This window comes from Segatella oris, assembly GCF_900637655.1.
Lineage (GTDB): Bacteria > Bacteroidota > Bacteroidia > Bacteroidales > Bacteroidaceae > Prevotella > Prevotella oris.
This window is the reverse complement of sequence record NZ_LR134384.1, coordinates 2448386-2474345: the sequence shown is the minus strand read 5'-3', so window position 1 is coordinate 2474345 and position 25960 is coordinate 2448386. Positions and strand designations below refer to the sequence as shown.

The following is a 25960-nucleotide window of genomic DNA, read 5'->3' as shown; positions in this document are numbered from 1 at the left end:
TGACAGTGGACGAGTAAACAAATTGGCGAGTTGATAGTTCCGCGCAGAACGGACGCACGAGCCGTGCATCTCTACATGTTCCTCTCAACCATTTTGCGCGTTTCCATCTTTGGAACATGATGCTTATTCCTTTTCTTTCGATTGCAAAGTGGCCCGTTTTCCTTTGCAACTCGGTTGCGAAAAAAAACTTATACCTTTGCCTTTAGAAATCAAAATAAAGAAATATGGCACACGAAGCACATAGCCATGAACATGGCGGAGGCGAAATGAGCTGGAAACTTATCGTCATTTCGGCAGTATTCTTAGTGATAGGACTGCTTCTTGACAATGTTGAGACGTTCCGGTTCATTAATCCTTACCTCGTTCTCCTTATCTATATAGTGGCCTTTATGCCTGTGGGACTGCCCGTGATGCGCGAGGCTTTGAACAGCTTCTGCACAAACGCCGTCAGATAGATGCGCCAGTTGCGCCAGATATGGCCGCCGTCGGTCTCCACATACTCGTATTTATAGTGGTTATCGTCAAGGAATCGGCGCAGATCCGCATTGGCTTTGTAAAGGAAATCGGTGTTTCCAATGGCAATCCAATACAGCTTTGGGTTGCTGTTGAAGAGCGTTTTCATCTGTTGTTGGAACGCTTTGTCGGCCTTCATCTCGTCATATAGCGACGGATCTTTCAGGTTTATGGGTTTTGAAAGATGCAATCCTGCAGAGAAAAGTCCGTAATAATCGAAGGTCAAAGGATATAACCGAGCGATGCCAAATGTGTGACCTCCGCCCATAGAAAGGCCGCAAACGGCGCGTCCTTCACGGCTTTTGACGGTCTTATAGTGGCTGTCTACGTAGTTAACAATGTCCATAAAGCTCTCTTCTATGGTCGCTTTGGGCGTTTTCGGACTGATACTGGCCATGAAAGTAGGCTTATACATGCCCTTCGACCACTCTCCCGGGGCCGCTTGACTGTCGGGATTGCCGTTCGGCATCACCACGATCATCGGCTTGGCTTTGCCTGTTGCAATCAGATTGTCCATGATTTGGGACGCACGTCCAAGCTCGCTCCACGCGTTTTCGTCGCCTCCTGCACCGTGAAGGAGGTAGAGTACGGGGTAAGCCTTGCCCTTATCGTAGCCCGCCGGCGTGTAAATTGTCATGCGACGTTGCATTTTTAGCGTTGGACTTTCATACCAAACCTTGGCCAAATTGCCGTGGGGAACCTCGTTGACGCTGTAAAGATAGCCCTTATCTCCCTTTGTTTTGGTGATTATAAAAATGTTGCTGTAGGTGCTGATGTCGCGGTTCATGTAGATGTTTGCAGGGTCGTTGACGTTCAATCCGTCTACGTTGAACGCGTAAGAATAGAGTTCCGGCGAGAGCACGGCGGTCGTATAGCTCCACATGCCCTGTGCGTTTTTCGTGAGTTGTGCGCTTCCTGGTGCATCAATTTCACCTTTTGGGGTTTTCATTTTCACTGTCGGCAGGAAGTCTCCGCTTACACTTACCTGCCTTGCCTGCGGGGCATAGAGGTTGAAAGTGACTGTTCCGTCGGCGTTCTTCACGGGCGATTGTACGCTGCTCCCATTGAAAAGCTTCTCTTGTGCCATGCCGCTTGCCCCGGTGAGTAAGGCAAATACGGCGCAAAATATCAGTTTCTTGTTCATCATCTATGGTTTTTATGATTGTTATTTTGTAGACATTTACACGAAAATCGCCCTATCGACGCAGCAATTCAAGTTTCTCTTTCGGTGCAAGCACGTTGTTTACCTTTGTTTCCCGTGCTTTTATGTCGGTAGAAAGCGTTGCCCTAATGTCGCGGGAAGAGGCTCCGAGGAGGAAATGATAGGCCCCTTCGTCGACTATCCAAGCCGATTTTGTCTCGTTAAATGATGCGAGGTCGGTTGCTTTTACGGTCAAAGTGACCGTTTGCTTCTCGTTGGGTTTCAGCGTTCTTGTCTTGACATAAGCCTTCAATTCGTGCGTGGGTTTGTTGCGTTCAAGGCTGTTGGGTGCAGCAACATAAAGCTCTACGACCTCTTTTCCTGCTGCTTTTCCGATGTTCTTTACATCTACACTAACAGAAATCTCATCGCCTTTATTGTCTATTTTGGCATCAGAATACCGGAATTGCGCATAGCTCAGCCCAAAACCGAACGGGAAAGAGACTTGCTTTCCGAAGCTGTCAAAATAGCGATAGCCCACATATATGTCTTCTTCATAGTTGGTATAGTCCACGTTTTTCCGGCCGGTTCCTTTCTTACCTTGGCCCTTCAAATCGAAATCGGGTATGATATCGATAGGGAAATTCCTTGAAGAATAGGCGTCAGAGAAGGCGATAGGCCAAGTCATAGTGAGCTTTCCGGAAGGCGAAACCGCGCCCGTAACGACGTCAGCCACCGAGTTTCCGCCCTCTTGACCGGCCTGCCATGTGCAAAGAATGGCGTCGGGCAGGTGCTTCCATGATGCTGTTTCGATCACTCCTCCGACGTTTAAGAGCACAATAACCTTCTTTCCTTCTTTGTGATAAGCCTGACAAACGCTGCTAATGAGCTTGCTTTCGGCTTGCGTAAGATAGAAATCTTCCTGCTTACGGTCGAGGAATTCACCGCTGATACGGCCCAAAGTGATGAGTGCTACATCCGATTCTTGCGCCTGAACAGCCAGCTGTTGGGTATCAATCTCCATCTCCGTCGGTCGCGGAGTAGGCAGGAATGCTGCCAACATAGCGACTTTCGGGTCTTTCTTTTTGGCTGCTTCGAGACGCATTTCCTCGTCGGCTTGGCACTTGGCAACATACTTTATGTATGCATTTTGAAGGCTTTTGTCTATCTTGTAGCCTGCATTCTTCAGGCCATCCGGCAGAGATACCACGTAAGCATGGTTCACATTGCCCGACCCGGTGCCCCCGGCAATGAAGTCATAGCTTGAATATCCATAGAGAGCAATCTGCGTTTTAGCGGGTTTAGTGCACAAGGGAAGTGCATTATTGTTCTTCAATAACACCATTCCTTCGGCAGCACTTTGTCGTGTTACGGCTGCATGAGCCTTCAAATCAGGCTTGTTACTGTAGCGATAACCCTGAAAACGAGGTGTCTTTTCGATGAGATTAAGGATGCGAGAAACGTTTCTGTCGAGGTCAGCCTCTTTCAGTTTGCCGCTCTTTATGCCATCGACTATCGCACTGAACTGCTCCTCTTTGCCCGGTTGGAGCATGTCATTGCCCGCCCATACCTGCTTGGCTCCGTCCTTACCTCCAAACCAATCGGTCATTACTGCGCCTTTGTAGCCCCATTCTTCGCGCAGGATTGTGGTCAGAAGTTCCTTGCTTTCAGAAGTATATATGCCGTTGATTTTGTTGTAAGCAGACATGACAGTCCACGGTTCGGCGTCTTTTATGGCTATTTCGAAAGGCTTCAGATAGAGCTCACGAATGGCACGTTGCGAGATACGGGCGTCTGTATTCATGCGGTTAGTCTCCTGGTTATTGAACGCAAAGTGCTTGATACTCGTGCCAACACCATTGCTTTGAACGCCCCGAATGTAGGCTGCTGCGGTCTTACCAGCCACTAATGGGTCCTCACTATAGTATTCGAAGTTGCGTCCGTTGAGCGGGTTTCGATGGATATTCACCGCAGGTGCTAGCAAAACATCAACGCCGTACTCTTTCACTTCGTTCCCCATAGCCTTGCCAACTTCCTCTACAAGCTCTTGATTCCATGTCGAAGCCAGCAGCGTTCCAATAGGGAAATGCGTGCAATAGTAGGTTGCCGAGTCGCCTTTCCGGTGGGCATTGATGCGCAATCCGGCCGGCCCATCGGCTAAAACGATGGCGGGAATGCCGAGAGAGTCAAGCGGATAGGTGGTTCCAGCAGCGCCGGGAACGATTGATTTTGTCGCTCCTATTACGGCATTATTGCCGTCCACATGCTCCATTCCCGTGCCAATGACGAAGTGAGTCTTGTCTTCCAACGACAGTTTATGAATGATTTCTTGTTTGTCGATGGTCTTTCCTTGCGGCGAACATGCTGCGAAAAGCGATGCTACGAGGGCGGTTGAAAACAGTTGTTTCATCTTCATGGGTGGTATGATTTGATTGTTTAACGATGCAAGCGATTGAGTTTTACCTGCGGTTTCATAACATTATTTACCTTTTTCCTGTAGGAATTGACGGCCACCGGACATTCTGTTTCGATTTTATTTGCCGAAGCACAAATCATAAATCGGTAGGTTCCGGCATCCGTTTTCCATGCCGAAGCCTTCTCATCAAACGAAGCTAAGTCGGCTGTCCTCACCTTCATGGTCACCGTTTCGCGCTGTCCTGGCTGCAACAAGCTTGTCTTTGCATAGTCACGTAGTTCTTTTTCGGGTTTATTGAGTTGCTTATTGTGTGGTGCCGCCACGAAAAGTTCGACCACATTCCGCCCGGGTAGGTTACCAATATTCTTCACTTCTACGCTAACGGTGTAGGTATCGCCCTGCTTATTGACTTTCATTTGGTCGTAAGCAAAGGTCGTATAAGACAAACCGAAGCCGAATGGGAAGCTAACCTCCTTGCCAAAGCTGTCAAAATAGCGGTAGCCTACATAGATATCTTCGTCATAATCGGTGTAATCGATATTGGCTTTGACCTCCCGTTTGGCGTCTTTTTTATCATTGCCCCACATATACATCGTAGCTAAGTCTTTCACTTCTTTCACGTCGGAAGGGAAGTTTTTGTCGGAAGGAGCGTCACCATAGGCAATTTGAAAGGTTACCGGAAGTCGCCCGGAGGGGGTTATTGTACCGGAAATCACGTCAGCTATGCTGTTTCCTACCTGCTCTCCACTCTGCCAAGTACAAAGAATTCCGTCGACAAGATGCTTCCATGAGGCCGTTTCCACGGGGCTACAGATGTTGAGAAGCACCACGACTTTCTTGCCATCCTTATGATATACCTCGCTTATTTGGCTGATCATCTTCCGCTCTTTAGCGTACAGATTGAATTCATCTTGCGTGCGGTCGGCCGCTTCGCCGCTCTTTCTACCAATTGTAATGACCGCAATATCGTTAGCAGCAGCATGCTCTTGCAACTGTTGTTTGGTCATTTCAATCTCTTCGGCGCGGTGGAGTGGCTGCAAAGAGAAGGGAGGAAGCCCATTAGGATAGAGCCTTTTCTGCTCAGAAGCGATATGTTTTTTGTATTGATTGATGAGTGGTTTGTAGACAGAGAAGCCTGCATTGCGGAGCCCTTCAACAAGAGAAACTGTGTAACGGCCCACTGTTGTGCCGCCAAAACCGGTTCCTCCGGGAATGATGTCATAGCTTGTACAGCCATAGAGCGCTACGTTTTGGCCTGCAAGTAAAGGCAAAACGTTTTCGTTTTTCAGCAGCACCATGCCCTCAGCCCCGATCTTTCGGTCGTCAGCGGCATGCTGTTTCAGATCTGGTTCGTTGGAGTAAGTATAGTTGTTGAAGTTATGACACTTGACAATAAACTGCAAAATGCGTTTCACATTGCGGTCAAGAACAGCCATAGGCAGACTTCCATTCTTCGCATTGGCAAGCAGTTCGTGATACTGTTTGTCCCGTCCTGGCTGCAACATGTCGTTACCTGCCACCATTGAAGCGGTCGCATTGCTTCCCGCATTCCAGTCGGAAACGACTAAACCTTTGTAGTTCCACTCGCCTCGGAGCACTGTTTCGGTGAGTGAAATGTCCTCACATGTGGGCTTACCATTAATGCTATTATAGGCAGTCATGACCGTCCAAGGGTTGCCAATCCGCACGGCTAACTCGAAAGTTCGCAAGTAAAGTTCACGCAAAGCGCGCTGACTGACGCGGCTATCATTCGCATTTCGATTGGTTTCTTGGCTGTTGGCTGCAAAGTGTTTGACGCAAGCTGCGGTTCCTTCGCTTTGGATTCCCATCACATAATGGGCTGCTATGGTGCCCGAGAGATAAGGGTCTTCGGAATAATATTCGTGGTTTCGTCCACAAAGTACATTGCGCATAAGGTTCATACTTGGTGCAAGAATCCAGTCAAGACCGTATTCTTTGGTTTCGTTTCCGATGCCTTTTCCGATGCGATAGGCGGCATCTTTGTCCCAAGTAGAAGCCAGTGAGATGCTCGTCATGTAGTCGGTACAGAAGTAATTGCGGCTGTCAAAGTCACGTCGGGCACTCATTCTTAGTCCTTGATTGCTGTCGGCACAATAGGTTTTCGGTATGCCTAAGCGCGGAATGGCATAGGTGCTTCCTGCCGTTCCCGGAAACTTTGCGTCGTCTCCATAGCTCATTCCGCAGCCTAATACGAGGTGACACTTCTCCTCAAGCGTCATAGCTGCGATTACATCATCGATGTTTTCGGCCTGTAAACGGGGCTGTGAAGATACGGTGAGACTATGAAAGCAGGCTACAATGGCCATGATAAAGATGTGATGTCGTCTCATTATTTGAACAATTTAGGTAGGAACTCAGTTAAATAGATACGCCAGTTGCGCCAGATGTGACCGCCTTCGGTCTCCATATAGTCATATTTAAACCCTTTAGAGTCGAGATAATGGCGTAGGTCGGCATTGTTCTTATACAGGAAATCGGTCTTCCCAATGCCGATCCATAGTAACTTTGGGTGCATTGAAAACAGCTTATCGATCTTTTGTTCGCGGTCGGCATAGATTGTATCAAGCCCACCTTGTTGCTGTCGGTCTATGGCTGCGGAGAACAATCCCACATAGTCGAAGACGTCAGGATTGTTGATTGAGATGTAAAAGGAGTGGAAACCGCCCATCGAAAGGCCTGCGATAGCACGGTGGCCCTTGTCCTTTTGCACGCGATAAGTGGCCTCGACAAACTTGATAACGTCAGGGAAAGCCTGCTCAAAGTAGCCATCCATCGTCTTTGGGAGCGCCATTGTGGGCACCTTGAAGCCCTCGGAAGTCTCGCCGGGGCATGCTTCTTGCGAGATATTCCCATTGGTCATAACAACAATCATAGGCTCGGCTTTGCCCTTAGCGATGAGGTTATCAAGGATTTGGGCGGCGCGTCCGAGCTCCGTCCAGGCCTGTTCATCGCCACCAATGCCGTGGAGTAGGTAGAGAACAGGATATTTCTTGCGGCTCGTTTCGTAGCCCGCAGGCGTGTAAACGGTACAGCGTCGTGTCATTCCGGCCGTCGGACTGTCATACCAAACCTTTGAAACAGTGCCGTGAGGAACCTTGTTTACCTTATAAAGGTCGGCGCGGTCGCCCCCAATAAGGAAGATGCTTGTGGTGTTGGCGATGTCGCGAATGGCATATACATTGGCCGGATCGGTCACCTTTACGCCGTCGATAATCATGTTATATAGGTAGAGTTCAGGCTTCAGACTGCCTTTTGTGGTGAACGTCCAAAGGCCGTTTGCGTCTTTATTCAGGTCGGCTATGCCCGGAGCATCATATTCCCCATAGGGCGTATTCACTTTTTGTGTGGGCAGAAAGTCGCCTGTTATCTGCACCGATTCGGCCTTGGGAGCCATGAGACGGAAGGTGACCGAGTGGTCAGAATGCACCTCCGGAGAAAGTGGAGGCTGCTCTCCAAATAGGTTTTGCTGGGCAAAACAGCATGTTGTCAGCGTTGCCAAGCATAGGGTTGCGAATTGTTTTTTCATTTTATCTAATCGTTTTTTTTATCATTTGGTTGTTGTTGTTTGTTTTTTTGCCGGATTGCAAGTTATTGACAGTCAGTCGGTTCTGCAATATAGGCTATTTCGTGCGGTTAAATGGGCTGTTTAAGTGTGCAATATAGCCTGTTTAACCTTGCAATATAGCTTGTTTAGTGTGGCAATATGGCCTATTTAATCTGCTTAAACAGGCTGTTTAATACAGTTAAACGGCCCATATTGCAAACAAGGGGAAGCAGATTGCTTTTTTACTTCGCCTCATTTCCAGCCTTCATTCTGCGAGATATTCGGATTGAGCTCGGTTTCTTTCAATGGAATCGGCAGCAGTTTGTTGCGGTCACGGAAGCCGTAAGTGCTGTTCTTAAAGCCCCATTGCATGCCATTTGCCGTGAGTGACGGTATCTGTGCGCCTTGTTTGCCTAGCACTTCTTTGGCATCTCCCCAGCGAACAAGGTCTTGATAGCGAACACTTTCCATGCAAAGTTCAAGTCGTTTTTCCTTTTTAATGTCCTCAAGGGTGAGCGTTGTGAGCGGAGAGAGCTTGGCTCGCTTGCGAATTTGGTTGACATAATCGAGTGCCTTGCCTGGGTTTCCGGCCTGAAGGTGGGCTTCTGCCGCCATAAGCAGCACCTCGGCATAGCGCATGACGCGCGGGTTAGTGTACTGAAGTCCCTGAAAATAGGGGGCATCAATGATGCAATCGGCCTTCAACGGGCGCGTCTTCCACATGAAATATCCCTCATTTCCATAGACGAAGGCACCCGGTTGAATGTTGATTCCATAAGCTTTCATCTGCTCATAGGTGCGGAGCGTGCTGTTGAGGCGGTAGCCGTTTGTTCCCTCTTCGGCCACGAAAGCGTCGTAAAGAGCCTTGCGCGGATTCAAAAAACCGTAGGTTCCCGTGGCGATTTCGGTAGCAGCTTGTCCGCTATAAAGCAGCTTGTCGGTGCGCCACCCCTGCATTAAATAGAGCATAGTCACCTGATTCCAAGCTTGTTCTGGGTCGTTTCGCAGCTGTACTTCGAGCAAATCCTCGCAACAATTATTGTTGACTGCATGGAGGAGAAGGTCGTATTCGCCGGTGAAGAGCGCGTATTTGCCCGAGAGAATGACGTTGTCAAGCATCTGTGCAGCCTCTGCGTACTTGCCTTGGAAGAGGAAAGTCTTCCCCAAATAGGCCTGAGCTGTTTCCTTTGTGATGCGGATTCCCGTTTCAGCATCGTTGACATCATGCTTCGATGGCAGCTCCCCTGTTTCGATAGCAGCCTTCAAGTCGCTCTCAACAAAGGCCCAAAGTGCTTCTGTTGTGGCGTTTCCGGGGCGATATTCCCCGGGCTTGAGCAAATGATCCACTATGGGTGCGGTTCCCCAAAGCGTCACCAGTTCGAAGTTAGCCCACGCGCGGAAGAAGCGAGCCTCGGCTATATCGCGTCGCATATTGGGCGTGTTTGGCTTCACATGCTCGATAATCAGGTTGGCATTATAGATGATATTGTAGAGATTGACGTATACACTCTGCACCAAGTTGTGGTCGGTTCCGAAGGTATATTCGTTGAGTTTCTCCATTTGTGCGTTGTCTCCGCGCGATCCTCCGCCACACCAAACGTCGTCAGCAAGCAGGTTTTTGACGAAGAACCAATTGTAATGGTTGGCACGGAAGCTGATATGGAGAGCAGCCAGCGCTTGTTCAGCCTCTTCATCTGTCTGATAAAAGGTCTCTTTACTGCCCATATTGCCGTGCTTGGGAATGTCGAGACGGTCTTCACAGCTCGTTATTCCGAGTGCAAGACAGGCCGTCAGCATGAGTGAAAGATATGATTTTTTCATAAGTGTTCGTCTAAATTACAGGTTATTAAAAGTCAATATTGAAGCCTAAGACAACCTTCTTCGACATGGGATAGGCTCCCTTGTCTATGCCCATGCCCGAGGTTGCATTGGAAGATGCCTCTGGGTCGAAGCCTTTATACTTGGTAAAGGTGAAGAAGTCATCGAGAGAAAGGTAGATACGGGCGTTGCTTACGGCGACTTTGGCGGTCAGTTTCTTTGGCAGGGTGTAGCCCAATTGTATCTGTTTTATCTTGAAATAGGAGCCATTGAAGACCATAGCGCTCGAGCAAGCATACTTATCCATGTCCGAAGCGCCAGCCCGTGGCTGGGTAGCATGGGTATTTTGAGATGTCCAACGGTCGGTATAGAAGAGCGCTTTCTGCTTGTTTGCAGCGGCATAGTCGGGTCGATTGATGCAATTGAAGATGTCGTTGCCCTGCGAACCGCTGCCGAATACGGTGAGATCGAAGCCTTTATAGGCCGCTGTAAGCGTCAGGCCATAGGTGAAATCGGGTATGGCATCACCGATATAAGTGAGGTCTCCATCACCGATATCGCCGCTGTTGTCGAGGTCTTCAAACGTGGGATTGCCCGTGTTTGGGTCGATTCCCGCGAATTTATAGCCTCGGAAGTAATACACGGGATAGCCTTGTTCAAAGTAAGTCACGGTATAAGTATGGAAAGTTGAGCCTGCCAAGCGAGTGATGGAGGGGTCAATATAGGTGACTTTATTGCTGATAGTGGCCAAGTTTGCACGTATTCCGTAAGTGAAGTCCTTGATATGGTCGCGCCAACCCACTTCAAATTCAACGCCTTTATTGCTCACATTGCCTGCATTTATGGGCGAGGTTTTGCCGCCAATCTCAAGAGATGGGGTGGTATTCCAAATGAGAAGGTCTTTTGTTTTCTTGTTGAAATAGTCGACACTGAGGCTCAATCGACTGTTGAAAAGGTAGGTATCGAGGCCGATATTAGTCTGTTCAGAGGTCTCCCACTTAAGGTCTTCGTTGCCCAGTGTGGACGGACTGACCCCTCGAACATAGTTGATTCCAGAGGTAAATGGATAGAATCCCGACTGAACCATGTCCGTACTGTAGGCATATCCGCTTAAGGCGGAGAGACTACCGTTCTGTCCCCAGCTTGCACGGAGCTTCAAACTGTTGACCGTTTTCCGCAAGGGAGCGAAGAAATTCTCCTCGGATAGTGTCCAACCCAAGGAGGCTGCGGGGAAGTAACCCCACCGGGTATTCTTAGGAAGCAGGGCAAGGTCGGCCGCATCGGCGCGCAAAGAGAATTGCGCATAATACCTTCCAGCATAATTATATCCTAGACGTCCGAAGTAAGAAAGCTTTGCTGTGCGTGTCTTTTCGCCGTCGACACTCTTGGTAGCCGAGGCAGATCCGTAATGAAGATAGTAGAAAAGAGGGTCGTTTTTGAGCAAGGCATGTTCGCCATTAGGGGCAAGTTCGCCTTGAACATAGTCATAGGTAGATTCCTGATATGACATACCAAGCATGGCATTCACATTGTGTTTGCCAAATTGTTTCATGTAGTTTGCAAAGTTTTCCCACTGATAATAGATTGAAGTTGAACTTTGACTGCTCAGCCCAACGTAGTCTCTACTTTGCACACCGTTGCCATAAAAGGGTAGATTTGTGGTGCTACTGCGTGTTCCACCAAGCCGATAACCGAAACGAGACGTGAAAGTTAAGCCTTTAATCGGGGTGAAATCGGCATAGAAAGAGCCGTTGATAGCGAAGCCACTGTTCCTTGAAAGGTTGTTATCGCGCATGATTAAGGGGTTGTATTGTTCGCCCGCATAGAAATTGGATATGCCATAATAGTTTCCATTGGCATCTGTAAGAAGATGCTTTTTGGTGTCTAAAGCATGCTGAACATGGAAAGGGAGCGGTGTTCCAACGTAGGTTTCGGGAGTCAATGGGTCGAGCATCATCACCGAAGTGAGCAGGGACCCATATTCATTGTTGCTTGAAACTTGTCGCACATTGTATTTCTCAATCTGATTGGTAGTGCCAACTTTGAGCCATTTCTTAATCATGTATTCCGAATTAATGGTCGCGGTAAGGCGTTGATAAGTATCGGAATTGCCGGTTACGATGCCGTCGTTGTTCAGATAAGTGAGTGAAAGATAATAGTTACCACGGTCACTTCCGCCGGTAAAGGCGAGGTTGTGCTTCCGCATTTTGCTATTCTCAAAAGCCACATCTGTCCATTTCGTGTCGGTTTTTCCGTCCCAATTAGCGATCAGATAGTCCCGGGTAAAGGTGCTTCCTTCGGTCATATATTGGATATACTCGGTTGCATTGAGCATCTCGGGCACCCGAGCAAGCGATTGACCAGCGTATTGAAAGCTGTAACTGATGCGCCCTTCGCCGGCAGTTCCTTTCTTTGTAGTAATCAATACGACGCCGTTTCCGGCTTCTGCACCATAGATAGCGGCGCTAGCCGCATCTTTTAGGATTTCCATGGAGGCGATATCGTTAGGGTCGATGCCGCTGATATTGCTCAAACGGACACCGTCTACTACATAAAGTGGCTCCGAACTGACATTCGAAGAGAAGCCGCGAATGCGCACAGTGGGACTTGCTCCCGGCGCAGCCGAGGCCGAAACGATCTGCACACCGGCCGTCTTTCCCTGTAAGGCTTGCTTGGCATCGGTGATTGTTCGGTGCTCCAAGTCTTCCGATTTCACTTGAGAAATAGCGCCGGTGACCGAACTTTTCTTCTGAATACCGTAGCCAACGACGACGACATCCTCAAGGATTTTAGAGTCTTCTTGCAGTATAATCTCCATGTTTTGCGCTGCTTTAGCTTCTTGTGTGGCAAAACCAATGTAGGAGATAACGAGCGTTGCGCCCCTATGGGCTTTGAGTTTAAATGCTCCGTTGAGGTCTGTAACGACCCCATTTGATGTTCCTTTTTCAACAACACTCACGCCAATCATCGGCTCTTTCAGGTTGTCAACGACACTACCTGAGACATTTATGAGCTCTTGCCCCCATGATGTCTGGCACATAATCATTAAAAGAAACAGGGTAAATGACCTGATCGATACTGTTTTCTTCATTTTTGTAGTATTAAATTGTTGCGAGACAAAGGTATGATGTATTCCAAACAAAGCTTTTTTCAGCCGTTCTTTTATTTTTTATTTTCGTTCAAAAGTTCTTTCAGGTGCGTTCAAACATTTTCTTATTTGTTCAGAATGCTTTGGTAATAAGGGTTTTATTCGTACATTTGTATTATTATTAAGCACATTTACATGAAGCGTTTCCAATTACAATCTTTTCTTTCTTTGCTTTTCATCAGTGTTGTCTTCGGCTTTGTTTCGTGCGCGAAAACTAAGGAAAAACCAGCCTTAACAGACGAAGAACACGCCATGGTTGTGGCGGATGAAATATCGAATCACAACATAAAAGGGTTTGCGGAAGATGCCCATGGGCACCTTTGGATGGCAACATTCAGGGGACTTAACAAGTTTGATGGCAACAAATTCTATCAGTATTTCTGCACAGATGACTCGACCGGTTTGCCGGATAACAACGTTACGGGGGTGTTTTGCGACAGAAACAAGCGGATATGGGTTTCTACTGTGAACGGTGTTTGCCGGTATACTGACAAAAATACCTTTGAACGTATAGCCATGGACGACAAGAACCTCAACGTTGTTCAATTGCTCATCACGCCGAACAACCGCATAATAATATACACAATAGGTTCCTTATTGGAGTATGATGCCCGCAAAAACCGCTTTGTCAAGCGACTTGGGAACCTCGATCCGCAACATAATTTCATGGGGCGTGTCATCATAGACAGGCACAATAGCGTGTGGATTCAGAACTTAAACTGTCTTCGTCGCTATGAGGGAAAGCGATTATCGTTGGCAGATTCCATCGCTATGCCAAAGGGTTTCTATCCTACATACGCTTACATGGAGGACGACGGGCGCATCTGGTTGTGTGGTGACAACCGTGTTCTTGTTTACAATCCGGCCGCGCGTGCTTTTGAAAATGCGCCAGATGCGATTGCCGGGAGCCCTGTTTTCAGCCATGATCAGATATATTGTATCCACCCATATAATAAAGGTGGACTGCTTATCAGCACTTCTAAAAATGGCATTTTCTATTATGATAAGGCATCAGAGACGCTACTTTCTCCCCAAAAACCGGGCTTCCCGTTCGACGAACCCTATTTCAAAGTTACACAAATGTACACAGATTCCAAGAATAACTTGTGGATGGGATCTTCCGATCAAGGTTATAGTGTCGTCTATCAGTACAATAAAATTTTCAATACCAACAACTTTTTGGTCAAAGTAGTGGGCCACCAATCGGTGTTAGCCGTGGCAGAAGACAAGGCAGACAACCTGTTTATATCAACCAAGATGCGTGGCCTGCTGGTGTATAACAGGCGTGACAACACGCTGAAATCGCTTTCTTTGGAAGGTCTTAAAGTGAGCGATTACAAGAATGAAATAGGGAGTTTGCTTGTTGATAGCCGTGGATACTTGTGGATGGCCAACGGTTCAGAAGTCGTCAAAGCACGCTATAATGGTGAAACATTGGTGCCGGAGAAACGCTATCCGGTCTTCTACACCATGTCATTGACGGAGAGTAAGGAGGGAATCGTGTGGGCAACGTCAGCCTCAAATAGGGTTTTTGCATTCATGCCTGACGGAGAAATGAAGCCAAACACGCTCTATCCGGCAACCTTTGTCTTCGTTCCTGTGGCGTTGCCGCTGCGTTCCGGCGGACTACTCACAGCTGCTTTCTTACAGGATCTGGTTGAGATAAATCCTCAAACGTTTGAGGCAACGAAGTGGAATGTAGACAATAATGATTGGAAAAAGAGCCTTCCGCGATCGGTTTTCATTCCTACAGACCTCTATGAAGACCCGCATGGGAACATTTTTGTGGGCACTGTGACAAACGGTTTGGTGTGTATTGCCCCCGATCATGTGCGGGTTCATCGCGTTGAAGGGCTTTCATGTAAAGACATTTCAGCGATAGAACCCGATCAAAATGGCAATATTTGGGTGAGCACAATGAACGGTCTTAATAAGATAGATGGGCTTAATGGCGCGATAACTTCTTATTATTCGACCGATGGGATCGGCGGAAATCAGTTCAATGACCGCGCTTCTTGCTGTTTGAAAAGCGGCGAAATGGTGTTTGGAGGAACCCATGGATTGACCATATTCAACCCGGGTAACCATTATACGAGGCAGAATATTCCGCTGGTTTTCGAGATGTTGAAAGTACATAATGAGGTTGTTTCGCCTGATAGGAGCGATTGTATCGATCGCAATCTGGAAGACCTTCCGACGGTTTATCTTAATTATAAGCAGAATAGTTTCAGCATTTCGTTTGCCGCTTTGGCCTATGGTGATTACGAACGGGCCTGCTATTCGTATCGAATGGAGGGCTTTGACGAAGATTGGATAGATGCAGGTAATAGCCATGAAGCGTTTTATTCGAATCTCCCGGCAGGCCGTTATACGCTCAAGGTGAGGGCGAAAAGCAAGGGAAACAATGAGTTCACGGCCAAGAACGAACTTGAGATCGTTGTCAGTCCTGCGCCTTGGAACACGTGGTGGGCGTGGACTTTGTATGCCTTTATGTTTGTGATTGTCCTGCTCTTGCTGCGCCGTTTGCGCCTACGATCGATTAAAGAGAAGGCCGAAATGCATCGGGCAATGGAGGAAAAACAGCAGGAACAGCGTATAAACCGTATGAACATGAGTTTCTTTGCGAATATTTCACATGAGTTCCGAACGCCGCTTACGATGATTTCGGGGCCTGTTTCCATGCTTTGCGACGACCAAACTATCTCTGAATTCAACAGGCGTTTGTTGATGATAGTCAGGCGTAGTGTGTCTCGTATGCTGCGTCTTGTGAACCAATTGATGGACTTCAACAAGCTCGAAAACGATACATTACGCTTGAAAGTGCGCCGCATGGACATCATCGCTGAGCTGTTTACGATCTGCGATATATTCAAAGTAAATGCTGAAGAAAAGGGAATAACATTCAAATCGGTCGGTTTAGAGGACTCATTTCTGATGTTTCTTGACCGAGATAAGTTAGAAAAGATTATGAACAATCTGCTTTCAAATGCCATGAAGTTCACTCCTAAAGGCGGAACCATCGTTGTTAGTCTCGATGTTACTGCCGGAATGGCGACCATTATGGTGCAGGATAGCGGAAAAGGAATCCCTGATAGTGAGCTTGAAGACATTTTTCAACGGTATTACCAGCTTGACAATCAGACGAAAGGAAAGCTGAATTGGGGCACAGGTATCGGCCTTTATTATGCCCGAAAGCTGGCCGAACTGCATCATGGAACATTGGTTGCCGGCAATAAAGAGGGCGAACCGGGAGCCGTGTTCACCCTTTCTCTTCCTGTTGATGACTGCTGTTATACCGAAGGCGAGCGTGCTTTGCCCGAAGAAAATCAGGAAGAAATGTTCCCCATCGCCCCTCTTCGCAATACAACCGCAGCCGAAATACACGATACAGAGGGCCGTCCTACGATCTTGGTTGTCGATGATGACACCGAAGTTGTGAATTATCTTCAGACGTTGTTGATGCCTTATTACAATGTGATTTATCGCTTTGATGCCGAGAGTGCTTATAAAGCTATCGGCGAAGATGAGCCAAACTTGATCTTAAGCGATGTCGTCATGCCCGGCAAGACAGGCTATGAACTGTGCCGGGACATCAAGGATAATCTGCAATTATGCCACATTCCAGTGATTCTTGTCACCGCAAAAGCAACGGTAGAGAGCCAAGTTGAAGGACTCAACACGGGTGCTGATGCTTACATCACAAAGCCTTTTGACCCCAAATTGCTGCTGGCTATGATTCATTCACAGCTGGCCAACAGAGAGAAAGTCAGGCAGTTGCTTGTTAGTTCCACGCAGACCGATGCCATTGATGAAAAGGTGTTGTCGCCCCAAGACAAGCATTTCATGGACGAGCTCTATAAGATTATGGAAGCAGAATTGGCCGATTCGGAACTTGATGTGAGGCACTTGACGGAACGATTACACGTGTCGCGCACCAAATTATATTATAAGATGAAAGGGTTGACGGGCACAAATCCAAGCATATTCTTCAAGACTTACAAGTTGAATCGGGCTGCAGAACTCATTCGAGAAGGCCGATATACGATGGGAGAGATAGCTTATTTGACGGGGTTTAATACGCCGAGTCATTTTTCAACAAGCTTCAAAAAGCAGTTCGGAGTGTCGCCGAGCGAGTATAAATAAACTGTTTTGCAACTCTGTTTTGCCCAAACAGGGCTGTTGCTCCCGCCTTTTCATAGTGCTAAAGTAATAAAATATTGGGGAGAGGGCATTGATTTCACAGATTTTTTTAATAAATTTGTGGAAGGGTGGGAGAAAGACCATAGGTGTCATTCCCCCGCGTGGTTGAAAAGGGCGGACGCGTCAGCAATTCGGTTGATGTGAACATTGCATGTGACAACCTGAGCGACCGCAAAGACCTGATATTGGCCCAGAGCGACGTGCTGATTACATTACCAGGTGGCATCGGTACACTCGATGAAGTGTTCACTGTGGCAGCCAGCCGCACGATAGGTTATCACGCAAAAACAGTGATTCTCTACAACATGAACGGCTTTTTCGACTCGCTTATTGGCCTGCTTGACGACCTACAACAGCGTGGAATGATTCGCAGAAAGTAGTCGGATTATATCCAAGTTGCAACTGATTTGGAGGGCATTCAGCGCCTGATTGGGCGTTTGTAAGGGTGAGTTCTCGTTGTTCTCAGCTTCAAATGAGAAGCGGTTTTCATTATGATGGGTCGATATGACGAGCCATTAGATAGCCTTGTCTTCCAACCGCATTGCAGCCGTAGCGTGATGGGCAAGAACCTGTGCATTGTAGGCAAGGCTTGCGGTATCAGACAGAGATTGTCGTACCATGTTGCTCGCCACACTTTCGGTACGATGAGCCTAAGTGCAGGCATACCTATTGAGAGCATAGCCAAGATGATGGGGCACGCTTCCATATCAAGCACGCAGATTTATGCACAGGTAACAGACAAGAAGATTTCTGAGGATATGGACAGGCTCATTACCAAACAGTCAATAATAAAGGGAACAAATACGGAGAGAGGGCTTATGAACCTTCGGGTATTACAACTTGTAAAATGGAGGAAACAGCATGAAGGCTATCAATAATCCCAAAAGAAAAATAAGCGTAAACAATCAGCGTAGTTATTTCGATTGGACTGATGAAATACAGGTCGTTCGCAAGGGGAATGGCGAAATCGCTATGACGGAAGGAGAACTTGCAAGGTTCTTCGGCGTAACGTGGAGTAAACTCAACCACAGACTGCAAACGGTAATGAAATCCCCTAACCTGCACCCCGATGAAAGGAGTGTAGGTGAGGAGGAAATCATCATCAACGGACAACTAAAAGGTTATGCACCGCTCTATCCGCTTCCAATCATCATCGCTCTGTCCTTTCTGTTGGATAGTACGGAAGCGCATTTGTTCAGAAAGTATGTCTGTCAGAGATTGAAGCAACCTGCATCCGTGATAACACCGATATTTCTGCTCGGTAACACGAGTAACTAATGATTATTTCTTATCTTTCCTTTTTCTTTCACTGATTATATCTTACTACATAACTACAATAAGGGATAATGTATTGAAAAAGAAAGGTTTATATTGTAGTTAGTTGGAAGTCCTTACTATTACTACCATAGAACTACAGGCTACAATATAGTTGTCCTTTAAACATATTATTTTAATCTGGAATTTGTGGGGGTTGGAATAAATTATGTATTTTTGCAGTCATATAGTGCACAATTACGTTATGCAATAAAACACCTATGAAATATAGATACAAAATAATACTCATATTTTTAGCTGCCGTGTTTAAACTAAGCTCTATTTGTGGGCAAACAGACACGGCTACGCTAAAAATTAGTTATAAAGTAGCATTTAAGTCTTGTGTAGAACGTCCGCAGCTGTTCGATGATATGATATTATTGGTTGGAAAGCAAATGAATATATTTTCTGTTTCGGGTAAATGCTTGGTGCCACCAGGAAAGCATAAAATTAACTTTGTGGTTTGGGAGCGAACATCAGTGCCTCGAGGGTATAGCTCGCAGAAAATGTTCGACTATGATGTAGAGATAGAACTAAAATCGGGTGGTTTATACGTCGTACAAGAACACCCTTCGTTGCCTTCTTTGAACATATCTTTAAGCTGTTTTGCTCCTAATATGCGTAAAATGGAGAATGAAAACCATAAACAGAGAGTTTGAATGTTACCATTCGGGGTGTTCTACTCGTTGTTTTGGCAAAATAATATCGTTAAGAATAAAGTAATATTACCTTATAAATATGGACACAAGTACACTCTATTTCTGTTTATTTTTGTGGTGGGTAATTAGCTATTTAGCTGTTTCTTACCTGGTAAACCCGTCTCATGTGCGTTGGAACAACCCTATAAAGCAAAGTCGTTTTGTAGTTCTTTCGGCTCTTGCAGTATCTTTTTTAAGCTTTATAGCACATTCTTACGTATATATAGAGAAATATCAAGCGAAGAATAACATAGAATTCAAATCAATATCCCACTTTTTTTCCTGTCTTACCAACCCACAGTCGAAGCCCATTTTCGAGGCAGATTACTTCTTAATGTTAGTTTTAATAGTTGTTATTTCTATAATTCCGCTTATCCGACACCTACGTTTAATATGGTGGATAAGTAGACACCCACACTATTCAATACTTATTTTCAAGGTGATACCCGAGATGCCGCCTCGCCAAATATTTATACTCAGCATAGATAATAAGGAATCTTGTGGCGGAAGATACATCTTGTCTTATTATAAATACTTGGTGTTGCCAGGCAAACATAAGTACCAATTCTGGTTGGGAGAACTTCATGGAAAAGGCAGTTATTGGCGTTTGTTCGACCAAGAAATGGACCTTGATTTGTTGGCAGGGCATCAATACATTGTAGAAGAAGATGCTATGGAAGACAAGTTTAACATTCATGATACTTCGTCAGTTACCGATAGAGATAACGAAAGTAAAGAAACAAGTTAAAAAAATAGGTTATGATCATTGATTTTTTTGGGATTTTAAGTTTGTGGTTACTATCCTTTTTGGTGGCTATTTTGCTATATTTTAAATGGACCGCCCCCATTCTCGATCGATGGAACAACCTATTAGGACGGAGCGTTAAATTTGTAACACTTAGCGGTACCCTTCTTTTTATCAGTATCTGTGTGTTCTGTTACAAAACTATTGAGTGGGAAGTGTCTTCTAACAATACCGAAATTCGGAACTCTAACAGTCCTTCTTCCGATGATTCAAAGCCCAGAGTTATCTTCTCTCAGAAGGGCGATTTCATCTACATATTAGTTGTTCTATCTCTGGCATTTGCCTATTTTCTTTCAATACCAGCGTTTAAAGCGATGGATAAGCGAACACCCAGACTACGCCATACTGGTTTTCGACCTTCAAGATATGGGGTATGTTAAGCAAAAAGGGAGAATAATAAACGATGGTTTTCTCCCTATTAGCAGAGGACGAATCTACTTCACAAGAAGCGACTGCGGTTCCTGAAAGAGAAAGACCAACAAACAAGCAGGACACAGAGAATACCATGCACTCCGAGCCTGCACGGAATGCTGAGAACGTAACCGTCCAGAAACGCATCAGTGCCAAGATGAGAAAGAAAACTCTCGAAGCCTACAAGCAAGCCTATCTTGTGCCGGCCAAGTTAAACAACCGTAAGGCAGTCTATCTGAGTAGGGAGACACAGGAGCGTGCCGACTTTATTGTGCGTAGATTAGGCGACAGGGGCAGCAACCTTTCAAGCTTCGTTGAGAACATCGTTCGTCAGCATCTGGAGGAATATGGTGAAGACATAGAGAAATGGAGAAGACTGTAAGCCGTAAGAAAAGGTAGACGGTTTTCTGGAAAAAGGTCTACCTTTTCGAGCAAATAGGTCTACCTTTTTTGCTAAAAGGGTCTACCTTTTCTTCTTCGGTTTAGTTCTCTGTGAGAATACCACGAATGCAGTTAGTCATAGAATGCACGGCATTCGTTTTTAGGCTATAAAACGTTTTAAGCGTATATAATTTGTTCGGTAGCATTGCAAGACGTCAGTTTGTACCCACAAACTGCGCTTGCTCCCTCGTCAGACTATCGGGGAGATAAGACCGTAATCACTCCGTTCTCATCGGTCAGCATTCAAGAATTAAGAGACAATGAATCATCTATAATGATTAACTTTCAAAGAAGCTTATATGAACAGATATAATAGAAAGACTGCCCAATGGCAGCAACAGAATAAAGAAGAGCAGAAGATGAACAAGACAGAGTTCATCAAGGTAAGATGCACCTCAGAAGAAAAGCAGCGTATCAAATCAAGGGCGGAAAGTGTGGGGCGTAAGTTCTCCGACTACTGCCGTGAGATATTACTTAATGGAGAAGTAACAGCCGTTCCTAAGATGACCGAAAATGAGAGGGAAGCCATTTGTGTACTTCAGCATACAGGAAGATTCTATGGGCAGGTTTCCAACCTCATCAAGGTCAAGGACGAGGATTGGCTACATATCACAAAGAACCTTTCCCTATGTGCCAAAGAGGCATTTAAGCGGTTTTACGACCCCCATTTTCGTGTGAACGATGAGATATATAAGGTCTTAAATATGAAGAGAGATGATAGGTAAATGCAAGGCAATAGCGCATGGTAGCACGGCTTTGGACTATATATTTAGGGAAGGCAAACTCGGTAGTCGGCTTGCTTTCCATAATCTTTGCAGCAGGGGACCGAAGGCTATCTACGAAGAAATGAAGATGGTCAGCGATTACAACACACTGTGCAGAAATAAGTTCCTCCGCATTGAAATCGGTATCGCACCGAAGGACGAGAAAAGACTACCTATATCCGAGCTTATGGGAATAGCCCATCTGTTTGCCAAGCGAATGGGACTTGACAACCACCAATGGGTAGCGGTAACGCACAAGGACACCGATAATAGACACATTCACATCATTGCCAACCGTATCAGCCTTTACGGAGAGGTCTATGATACCACTTTTGCAAGCAATAGGGCAGCAAAAGTGGCGGAGGAAATAAGCAGAGAGAAAAACTTGACTATCGCAAAGGATGTCAAGGCGGAAAGGAAATACCAAAAGGAAAAATCTAACCCAACGAGAGAGCAAACCAAGAAAGAGGTGCAACAAATCTGTTATTCACAGCTTGACAAGTACAAAGGAACAGGTATCACAGGACATTCTATGTTCCTCTACGAATTGAAAATTCAAGGGGTATCCATAGAACGCATGAAAAATAAACAGGGCAAGGTTTATGGCTTAAAGTTCTCATACGGGGAACATACGTTCAAGGCTTCCGAGATAGGCAGGGAGTTCGGCTACCGTTCCCTGCAGAAGAACTTTGAAGTAACCAACAAGGAAGAATCAAGGAAACCACATCAAACAGTACAAGAGCCGACAGAAAGGAAAGAACAACCTGATACTGGTTATCAACTCGTACCTCCAAGCCGTTCCTCAATTTCACGAGACAATGACACTCCACGAGCACAGAACTCCATTGGTGCAGTGGCAGACACCATCGTTAGTGCAGCCGATGATGTGGTGGAAGGGTTGGGCGATTTGATTACACCAACTGTACAGGGCGATGACTATGCCGAAACTGCATGGCAGCGCAAACTCAGAAACCAAGCCAACAGAAAGAAGAAGAAGCGAGGAAGAGGATTATAATCCCATTACAGCGACAAAATCAGCATTACAAAAATGCAGAAAGAAGAATATCTCATTAAAAACGCTTGTTATTCGCCAGCAAAGTATTATCTTTGCAAACAGAATAACAAGCGTTCTTTGTTAGGCAGAAAACAGCGGAGCCAAGTAGCTCGCTCGTTTCTAAATCGTTACCAGTTTAGTTGCATCAATAAGGTAACTTCTTTATTTTCAATTAGATACACTTTAATAAATATCTTAGCGTGTGAAATCAATTATTAGGTTACCCCTCTGTATGAAATACCATGTATGTTATTAGAATAGGGTAACCTTTGTGCGGGTTTGTACATTATAAGTTATTCAGTTTTACTTGTCTTGCCCAATATTAAAACAGCATCTCCAGTGATGACAATGGCCTGTTGATTTGTAATCGGTTTTAATGGTAAGTGGCCATATTCGTTGATGATGTTTCGTGTTGCTTCCTCAAAAGGAAAACAGTTGAAATGCACAACTGGATAGAAATCTATGATGCCAAGTCCTGCGAAATCATTGAAGTTGGGTGTTAGTGTAAGATAATCATCCATTTTCTTTGCATATTCTATGTTAGGTGCGAGAATTATTGTACCAGCGGATTCTCCAATGTAAAGTTTGCCCATTTCCACTTGTTCTTTAATCAACTTATCTGTTCCTGTTTTTCTTAATTCTTGCATAAGGAAGAATGTGTTTCCGCCTGAGACGTATATACAGTCACAATCATTCAATATTCTTGTAATTTGATTTTTATCGAATTGGGTAATTTCTACTTCCTTTATGGTGAGACCGAGTGTGCGGAGTTCACTCTTCCCGTCTTCTACATATTGGGTATATTCTTCATGAATACTCGCTGTAGGGATAAATGCTACGGTTTTTCCTTTTAATGAAGAGGAAACTGTTTCTGATAAAATTGAAGCTACATCAGCAAAAGATGAGCATAAAAAGATTTTCTTCATTGTTCTGTTTTGTTTTGATGAATATGGTTGTACCTTTTCGTTCCGCTTGGAGTAAACTGTTTGAACAAAGATAAACGAAAGCACTATCCATAGAATTGTTCTTAACCAAAGTTTCATTCTCTTTCAAATTAGACATTACAAAGATATGAATAATTTTCCTATTTGTTGTTATATTATTTTTTAAAATGATAACATGATAATAGTTGGGATTTGTATTAGGTTAGCAAAGAAGAGAACATACATTATTTTGTTATCTTCTCATCTATAGGAAGCGAGAAGCTTTTTGTTAGTTAGTAGATGCTGTTAACCTCATATAGGGAAAAATAATTAGAAAGTAAAATCATGATTATCAATGAATTAACTTTTTGTGTTTTGGCTATTTTAACGTTTTAAGCCTGCTTTTGTTTGCTCATTTGCCTAAAATGTTGTACCTTTGCAGCGATAAATAAATAGGATAGTACATCTTTTATTGTGCTATACTTAGTATCTAACGGAGTTGAGATTATTGGTTTAATTCTTTCTCATATAAACTATAATCGCGAGTATTTCTCTTTTTCTTTTACTCAGGTTCCATAAAATAATAAGTATGAATAGAGAAAGCAAGATTGTATTGTTAATATTTAGTGTATTGATGTTTATTCCCATGTACTGCTGTGGAGCGGAACAAAAGGAAAATGCGAATGAAATTGATTGGAATCCAGTGATGGAGGCAATCATACAAGTTGAAAGTAAAGGAAATAGTCGGGCTAAGAGCGGCTCTTCTGTAGGTGCAATGCAGATTACTCCGGTTTTGGTAGCAGAATGTAATCAGATTCTTAAGAAAAGAAAAAGTACGAAGAGATTTAAGTTGTCTGATCGTTTTAGCATTGCCAAGTCGAAGGAAATGTTTTTGCTTATCCAATCACATCACAACCCTCTTAATGATATTGAAACGGCAATTCGCTCGTGGAATGGTGGTATTCATTTCAGTGTGAAGAGAACGCAACGATATTTCGAAAAGGTTATGAACATCTTGAAATAAGTTTTATTTCTATAGAGCCTGATTGCAATATGTCAATCAGGCTTTTCCTTTTATTGCTTTCTTGCTAATTAATCTTAATATAGTTTTTTATCCGCATCTTTTCATTTATTTTTGTAGTCAAAACAGAATTAAATCATTTTTGAGTATGACTGGAATTATTATCTTGGTAGTCGTTGTGCTACTTGTTATTTGGGGCGTATCTATCTATAACAATCTTGTGAAGTTAAGAAACAATCGTGAAAATGCGTTTGCAAATATTGATGTTCAATTGAAACAGCGCCATGATCTGGTTCCTCAATTGGTTGCAACTGTTAAGGGGTATGCCGATCATGAGAAGGAAGTGTTCATGCGTGTGACGGAAGCTCGTTCAGCTGCGATGAGTGCATCAAGCATTGACGATAAGATTAGTGCCGAGAATGCCTTGACAAGTGCTTTGTCTGGACTTAAAGTTTCTCTGGAGGCTTATCCCGAGTTGAAAGCCAATCAGAATTTCCTTCAGTTGCAGAATGAACTTTCTGACATCGAAAACAAACTGGCTGCCGTACGTCGTTTCTTTAATTCTACGACGCGCGAGTTGAATAATGCCGTTCAAACATTCCCTTCCAATCTCTTTGCCGGCATGTTTGGCTTCAAGAAAGAGGCCATGTTTGAAATTCCAACCGAGCAGCGTACAGAGTTTAATAAAGCACCCGAAGTGAAGTTCTGAGACAGATGAGGTATGTAGGAATGCAAACCCAAATCCGGCGCAACAACACACTTAGTATCCTGTTGCTGCTGATGTTTCCAACCATAATCCTGGGGATGGTATGGGGTTTCCTTGCAGCTTTGAATTATTTTGGTAACGGCTATACCGATGAGTATGGTGAGATGGTTTATCAACTTGATATCTCTACGGTCAACTACTATTTTGTTACAGCCATTCCATGGGTTGTTGCCGGTGTTCTCATATGGTTTGTTATAGCCTATTTTGGTAATGTGGCCATGGTGCAGCAGGCTACGGGAGCACGGCCGGTGACACGCAAGGAAAATCCTCGCCTATATAATATTGTAGAAAATCTCTGCATGACCTGCAACATGGATATGCCGAAAATTAATGTCGTCGATGATCCTCAGCTCAATGCTTTTGCAAGTGGTATCAATGCCAAGAGCTATACGGTTACGGTTACAACCGGTTTAATGGAGCTCCTTGACGATGATGAACTTGCGGGCGTTCTGGGGCATGAGCTGACGCATATCCGTAATCACGACACCAAACTTCTTATTACAAGCATTATCTTCGTGGGCATAATTTCCACGATTATGTCTGTTGTTGTGCGCATGATGTATGAAACATTGTGGTATGGAGGTGGTCGCAGACGCAGTAACAGCAAAGAAGGTGGCGGGCTGTCTCTGTTGGTTATTCTCCTGATAGGTGTTGTTTGCTGTGCTGTTGCCTATATTTTTACATTGCTTACACGCTTTGCTATTTCGCGTAAACGTGAATACATGGCAGATGCAGGCGGTGCAGAACTTTGCGGAAATCCACTTGCTTTGGCATCTGCTTTACGCAAGATTTCTCATAATCCAGGTCTTGATAACGTGAAACGTGCCGATGTTGCACAGCTGTTTATCATTCAGCCTGATGAGATGAAGCAGGGACTGATGAGTTTTATGGATTCACTTTTCAGTACACATCCGGATACCGAAAAGCGCATTGCCATTCTTGAACAATTCTGATATATGAGA

18 protein-coding genes and 2 pseudogenes are annotated in these 25960 nt (G+C 45.0%); 13 read left to right on the top strand and 7 right to left on the bottom strand.

The window, feature by feature from the left end; genetic code table 11:
* The first annotated feature begins 224 nt into the window (after positions 1-224).
* On the top strand, positions 225-455 hold the full coding sequence (locus tag EL210_RS10285; RefSeq protein ID WP_232000341.1) for a hypothetical protein: 231 nt from the start codon (positions 225-227) through the stop codon (positions 453-455).
* Here the strand turns inward: EL210_RS10285 and EL210_RS10280 are convergent.
* The 6 genes from EL210_RS10280 to EL210_RS10255 all read right to left on the bottom strand — a co-directional run bounded on the left by EL210_RS10280 (position 374) and on the right by EL210_RS10255 (position 12544).
* Positions 374-1657, bottom strand: coding sequence for an esterase (locus tag EL210_RS10280; RefSeq protein ID WP_025879771.1), 1284 nt, complete (start codon positions 1655-1657; stop codon positions 374-376). The genes EL210_RS10285 and EL210_RS10280 overlap by 82 nt on opposite strands.
* A 52-nt stretch (positions 1658-1709) precedes the next feature.
* Complete coding sequence (locus tag EL210_RS10275) at positions 1710-4070, bottom strand: beta-glucosidase family protein (protein WP_018921118.1); 2361 nt, start codon at positions 4068-4070, stop codon at positions 1710-1712.
* Between the two features lie 20 nt (positions 4071-4090).
* Positions 4091-6421 carry a beta-glucosidase gene (locus EL210_RS10270; RefSeq protein WP_018921117.1) on the bottom strand — a complete coding sequence of 777 codons (2331 nt, stop codon included), beginning with the start codon at positions 6419-6421 and terminating at the stop codon, positions 4091-4093.
* Positions 6421-7617 (bottom strand): esterase, encoded by a 1197-nt coding sequence (locus EL210_RS10265; protein WP_025879770.1) that lies wholly within the window; start codon positions 7615-7617, stop codon positions 6421-6423. Before EL210_RS10265 ends, EL210_RS10270 begins: the two co-directional genes overlap by 1 nt.
* A gap of 270 nt (positions 7618-7887) precedes the next feature.
* A complete protein-coding gene (locus EL210_RS10260; RefSeq protein WP_018921115.1) occupies positions 7888-9456 on the bottom strand; it encodes a RagB/SusD family nutrient uptake outer membrane protein in 1569 nt (522 codons plus the stop codon).
* Positions 9457-9481: 25 nt separating this feature from the next.
* Positions 9482-12544 (bottom strand): SusC/RagA family TonB-linked outer membrane protein, encoded by a 3063-nt coding sequence (locus tag EL210_RS10255; RefSeq protein ID WP_026286002.1) that lies wholly within the window; start codon positions 12542-12544, stop codon positions 9482-9484.
* A gap of 381 nt (positions 12545-12925) precedes the next feature.
* Between EL210_RS10255 and EL210_RS10250 the strand changes: the two genes are divergently transcribed.
* The 9 genes and pseudogenes from EL210_RS10250 (at position 12926) to EL210_RS10205 (ending at position 22249) form a co-directional block, all read left to right on the top strand.
* Positions 12926-16744 (top strand): two-component regulator propeller domain-containing protein, encoded by a 3819-nt coding sequence (locus EL210_RS10250; protein WP_232000339.1) that lies wholly within the window; start codon positions 12926-12928, stop codon positions 16742-16744.
* A 121-nt stretch (positions 16745-16865) separates the two neighbouring features.
* Positions 16866-17244, top strand: a pseudogene (locus tag EL210_RS10245) (LOG family protein); the annotation flags it as partial.
* Positions 17245-17319: 75 nt separating this feature from the next.
* Positions 17320-17666, top strand: a pseudogene (locus EL210_RS10240) (tyrosine-type recombinase/integrase); the annotation flags it as partial.
* Positions 17663-18079 (top strand): hypothetical protein, encoded by a 417-nt coding sequence (locus EL210_RS10235; RefSeq protein ID WP_018921111.1) that lies wholly within the window; start codon positions 17663-17665, stop codon positions 18077-18079. The pseudogene EL210_RS10240 and the gene EL210_RS10235, both read left to right, overlap by 4 nt.
* Positions 18080-18336: 257 nt before the next feature.
* Positions 18337-18774, top strand: coding sequence for a hypothetical protein (locus EL210_RS13845; RefSeq protein WP_018921110.1), 438 nt, complete (start codon positions 18337-18339; stop codon positions 18772-18774).
* A 580-nt stretch (positions 18775-19354) separates the two neighbouring features.
* Entirely contained in the window at positions 19355-19561 is a 207-nt protein-coding gene (locus EL210_RS13840; RefSeq protein WP_232000338.1) for a hypothetical protein, read from the top strand.
* A gap of 460 nt (positions 19562-20021) precedes the next feature.
* Entirely contained in the window at positions 20022-20411 is a 390-nt protein-coding gene (locus tag EL210_RS10215) for a DUF3408 domain-containing protein (protein WP_018921108.1), read from the top strand.
* A 358-nt stretch (positions 20412-20769) separates the two neighbouring features.
* The gene (locus EL210_RS10210) at positions 20770-21195 is read left to right on the top strand and encodes a plasmid mobilization protein (RefSeq protein WP_018921107.1); all 426 of its coding nucleotides are present in this window, start codon (positions 20770-20772) and stop codon (positions 21193-21195) included.
* Positions 21185-22249 carry a relaxase/mobilization nuclease domain-containing protein gene (locus EL210_RS10205; RefSeq protein ID WP_025879768.1) on the top strand — a complete coding sequence of 355 codons (1065 nt, stop codon included), beginning with the start codon at positions 21185-21187 and terminating at the stop codon, positions 22247-22249. The genes EL210_RS10210 and EL210_RS10205 overlap by 11 nt, the downstream gene beginning before the upstream one ends.
* 332 nt (positions 22250-22581) lie before the next feature.
* Here the strand turns inward: EL210_RS10205 and EL210_RS10195 are convergent, their stop codons facing one another.
* Complete coding sequence (locus tag EL210_RS10195) at positions 22582-23214, bottom strand: Type 1 glutamine amidotransferase-like domain-containing protein (RefSeq protein ID WP_126370229.1); 633 nt, start codon at positions 23212-23214, stop codon at positions 22582-22584.
* A 586-nt stretch (positions 23215-23800) separates the two neighbouring features.
* Between EL210_RS10195 and EL210_RS10190 the strand changes: the two genes are divergently transcribed.
* The 3 genes from EL210_RS10190 (at position 23801) to EL210_RS10180 (ending at position 25951) form a co-directional block, all read left to right on the top strand.
* Positions 23801-24235: a transglycosylase SLT domain-containing protein gene (locus tag EL210_RS10190; RefSeq protein WP_018921104.1), complete on the top strand. Its 435-nt coding sequence runs from the start codon at positions 23801-23803 to the stop codon at positions 24233-24235.
* A 145-nt stretch (positions 24236-24380) separates the two neighbouring features.
* On the top strand, positions 24381-24941 hold the full coding sequence (locus EL210_RS10185; RefSeq protein ID WP_018921103.1) for a LemA family protein: 561 nt from the start codon (positions 24381-24383) through the stop codon (positions 24939-24941).
* Positions 24942-24946: 5 nt separating this feature from the next.
* Complete coding sequence (locus EL210_RS10180) at positions 24947-25951, top strand: M48 family metallopeptidase (protein ID WP_025879767.1); 1005 nt, start codon at positions 24947-24949, stop codon at positions 25949-25951.
* Positions 25952-25960 lie beyond the last annotated feature (9 nt).

Bases quoted from the DNA above. Each gene is read 5' to 3' on its own strand.
- EL210_RS10215 (WP_018921108.1), top strand. From the start codon at position 20,022: ATGGTTTTCTCCCTATTAGCAGAGGACGAATCTACTTCACAAGAAGCG.
- EL210_RS10190 (WP_018921104.1), top strand. From the start codon at position 23,801: ATGAATAGAGAAAGCAAGATTGTATTGTTAATATTTAGTGTATTGATG.
- EL210_RS10250 (WP_232000339.1), top strand. From the start codon at position 12,926: ATGGCAACATTCAGGGGACTTAACAAGTTTGATGGCAACAAATTCTAT.
- EL210_RS10185 (WP_018921103.1), top strand. From the start codon at position 24,381: ATGACTGGAATTATTATCTTGGTAGTCGTTGTGCTACTTGTTATTTGG.
- EL210_RS10265 (WP_025879770.1), bottom strand. From the start codon at position 7,617: ATGAAAAAACAATTCGCAACCCTATGCTTGGCAACGCTGACAACATGC.
- EL210_RS10180 (WP_025879767.1), top strand. From the start codon at position 24,947: ATGAGGTATGTAGGAATGCAAACCCAAATCCGGCGCAACAACACACTT.
- EL210_RS10280 (WP_025879771.1), bottom strand. From the start codon at position 1,657: ATGAACAAGAAACTGATATTTTGCGCCGTATTTGCCTTACTCACCGGG.
- EL210_RS10255 (WP_026286002.1), bottom strand. From the start codon at position 12,544: ATGAAGAAAACAGTATCGATCAGGTCATTTACCCTGTTTCTTTTAATG.
- EL210_RS10210 (WP_018921107.1), top strand. From the start codon at position 20,770: ATGAACAGATATAATAGAAAGACTGCCCAATGGCAGCAACAGAATAAA.
- EL210_RS10260 (WP_018921115.1), bottom strand. From the start codon at position 9,456: ATGAAAAAATCATATCTTTCACTCATGCTGACGGCCTGTCTTGCACTC.
- EL210_RS10205 (WP_025879768.1), top strand. From the start codon at position 21,185: ATGATAGGTAAATGCAAGGCAATAGCGCATGGTAGCACGGCTTTGGAC.
- EL210_RS10270 (WP_018921117.1), bottom strand. From the start codon at position 6,421: ATGAGACGACATCACATCTTTATCATGGCCATTGTAGCCTGCTTTCAT.
- EL210_RS10285 (WP_232000341.1), top strand. From the start codon at position 225: ATGGCACACGAAGCACATAGCCATGAACATGGCGGAGGCGAAATGAGC.
- EL210_RS10275 (WP_018921118.1), bottom strand. From the start codon at position 4,070: ATGAAGATGAAACAACTGTTTTCAACCGCCCTCGTAGCATCGCTTTTC.
- EL210_RS13845 (WP_018921110.1), top strand. From the start codon at position 18,337: ATGAAATATAGATACAAAATAATACTCATATTTTTAGCTGCCGTGTTT.
- EL210_RS10195 (WP_126370229.1), bottom strand. From the start codon at position 23,214: ATGAAGAAAATCTTTTTATGCTCATCTTTTGCTGATGTAGCTTCAATT.
- EL210_RS10235 (WP_018921111.1), top strand. From the start codon at position 17,663: ATGAAGGCTATCAATAATCCCAAAAGAAAAATAAGCGTAAACAATCAG.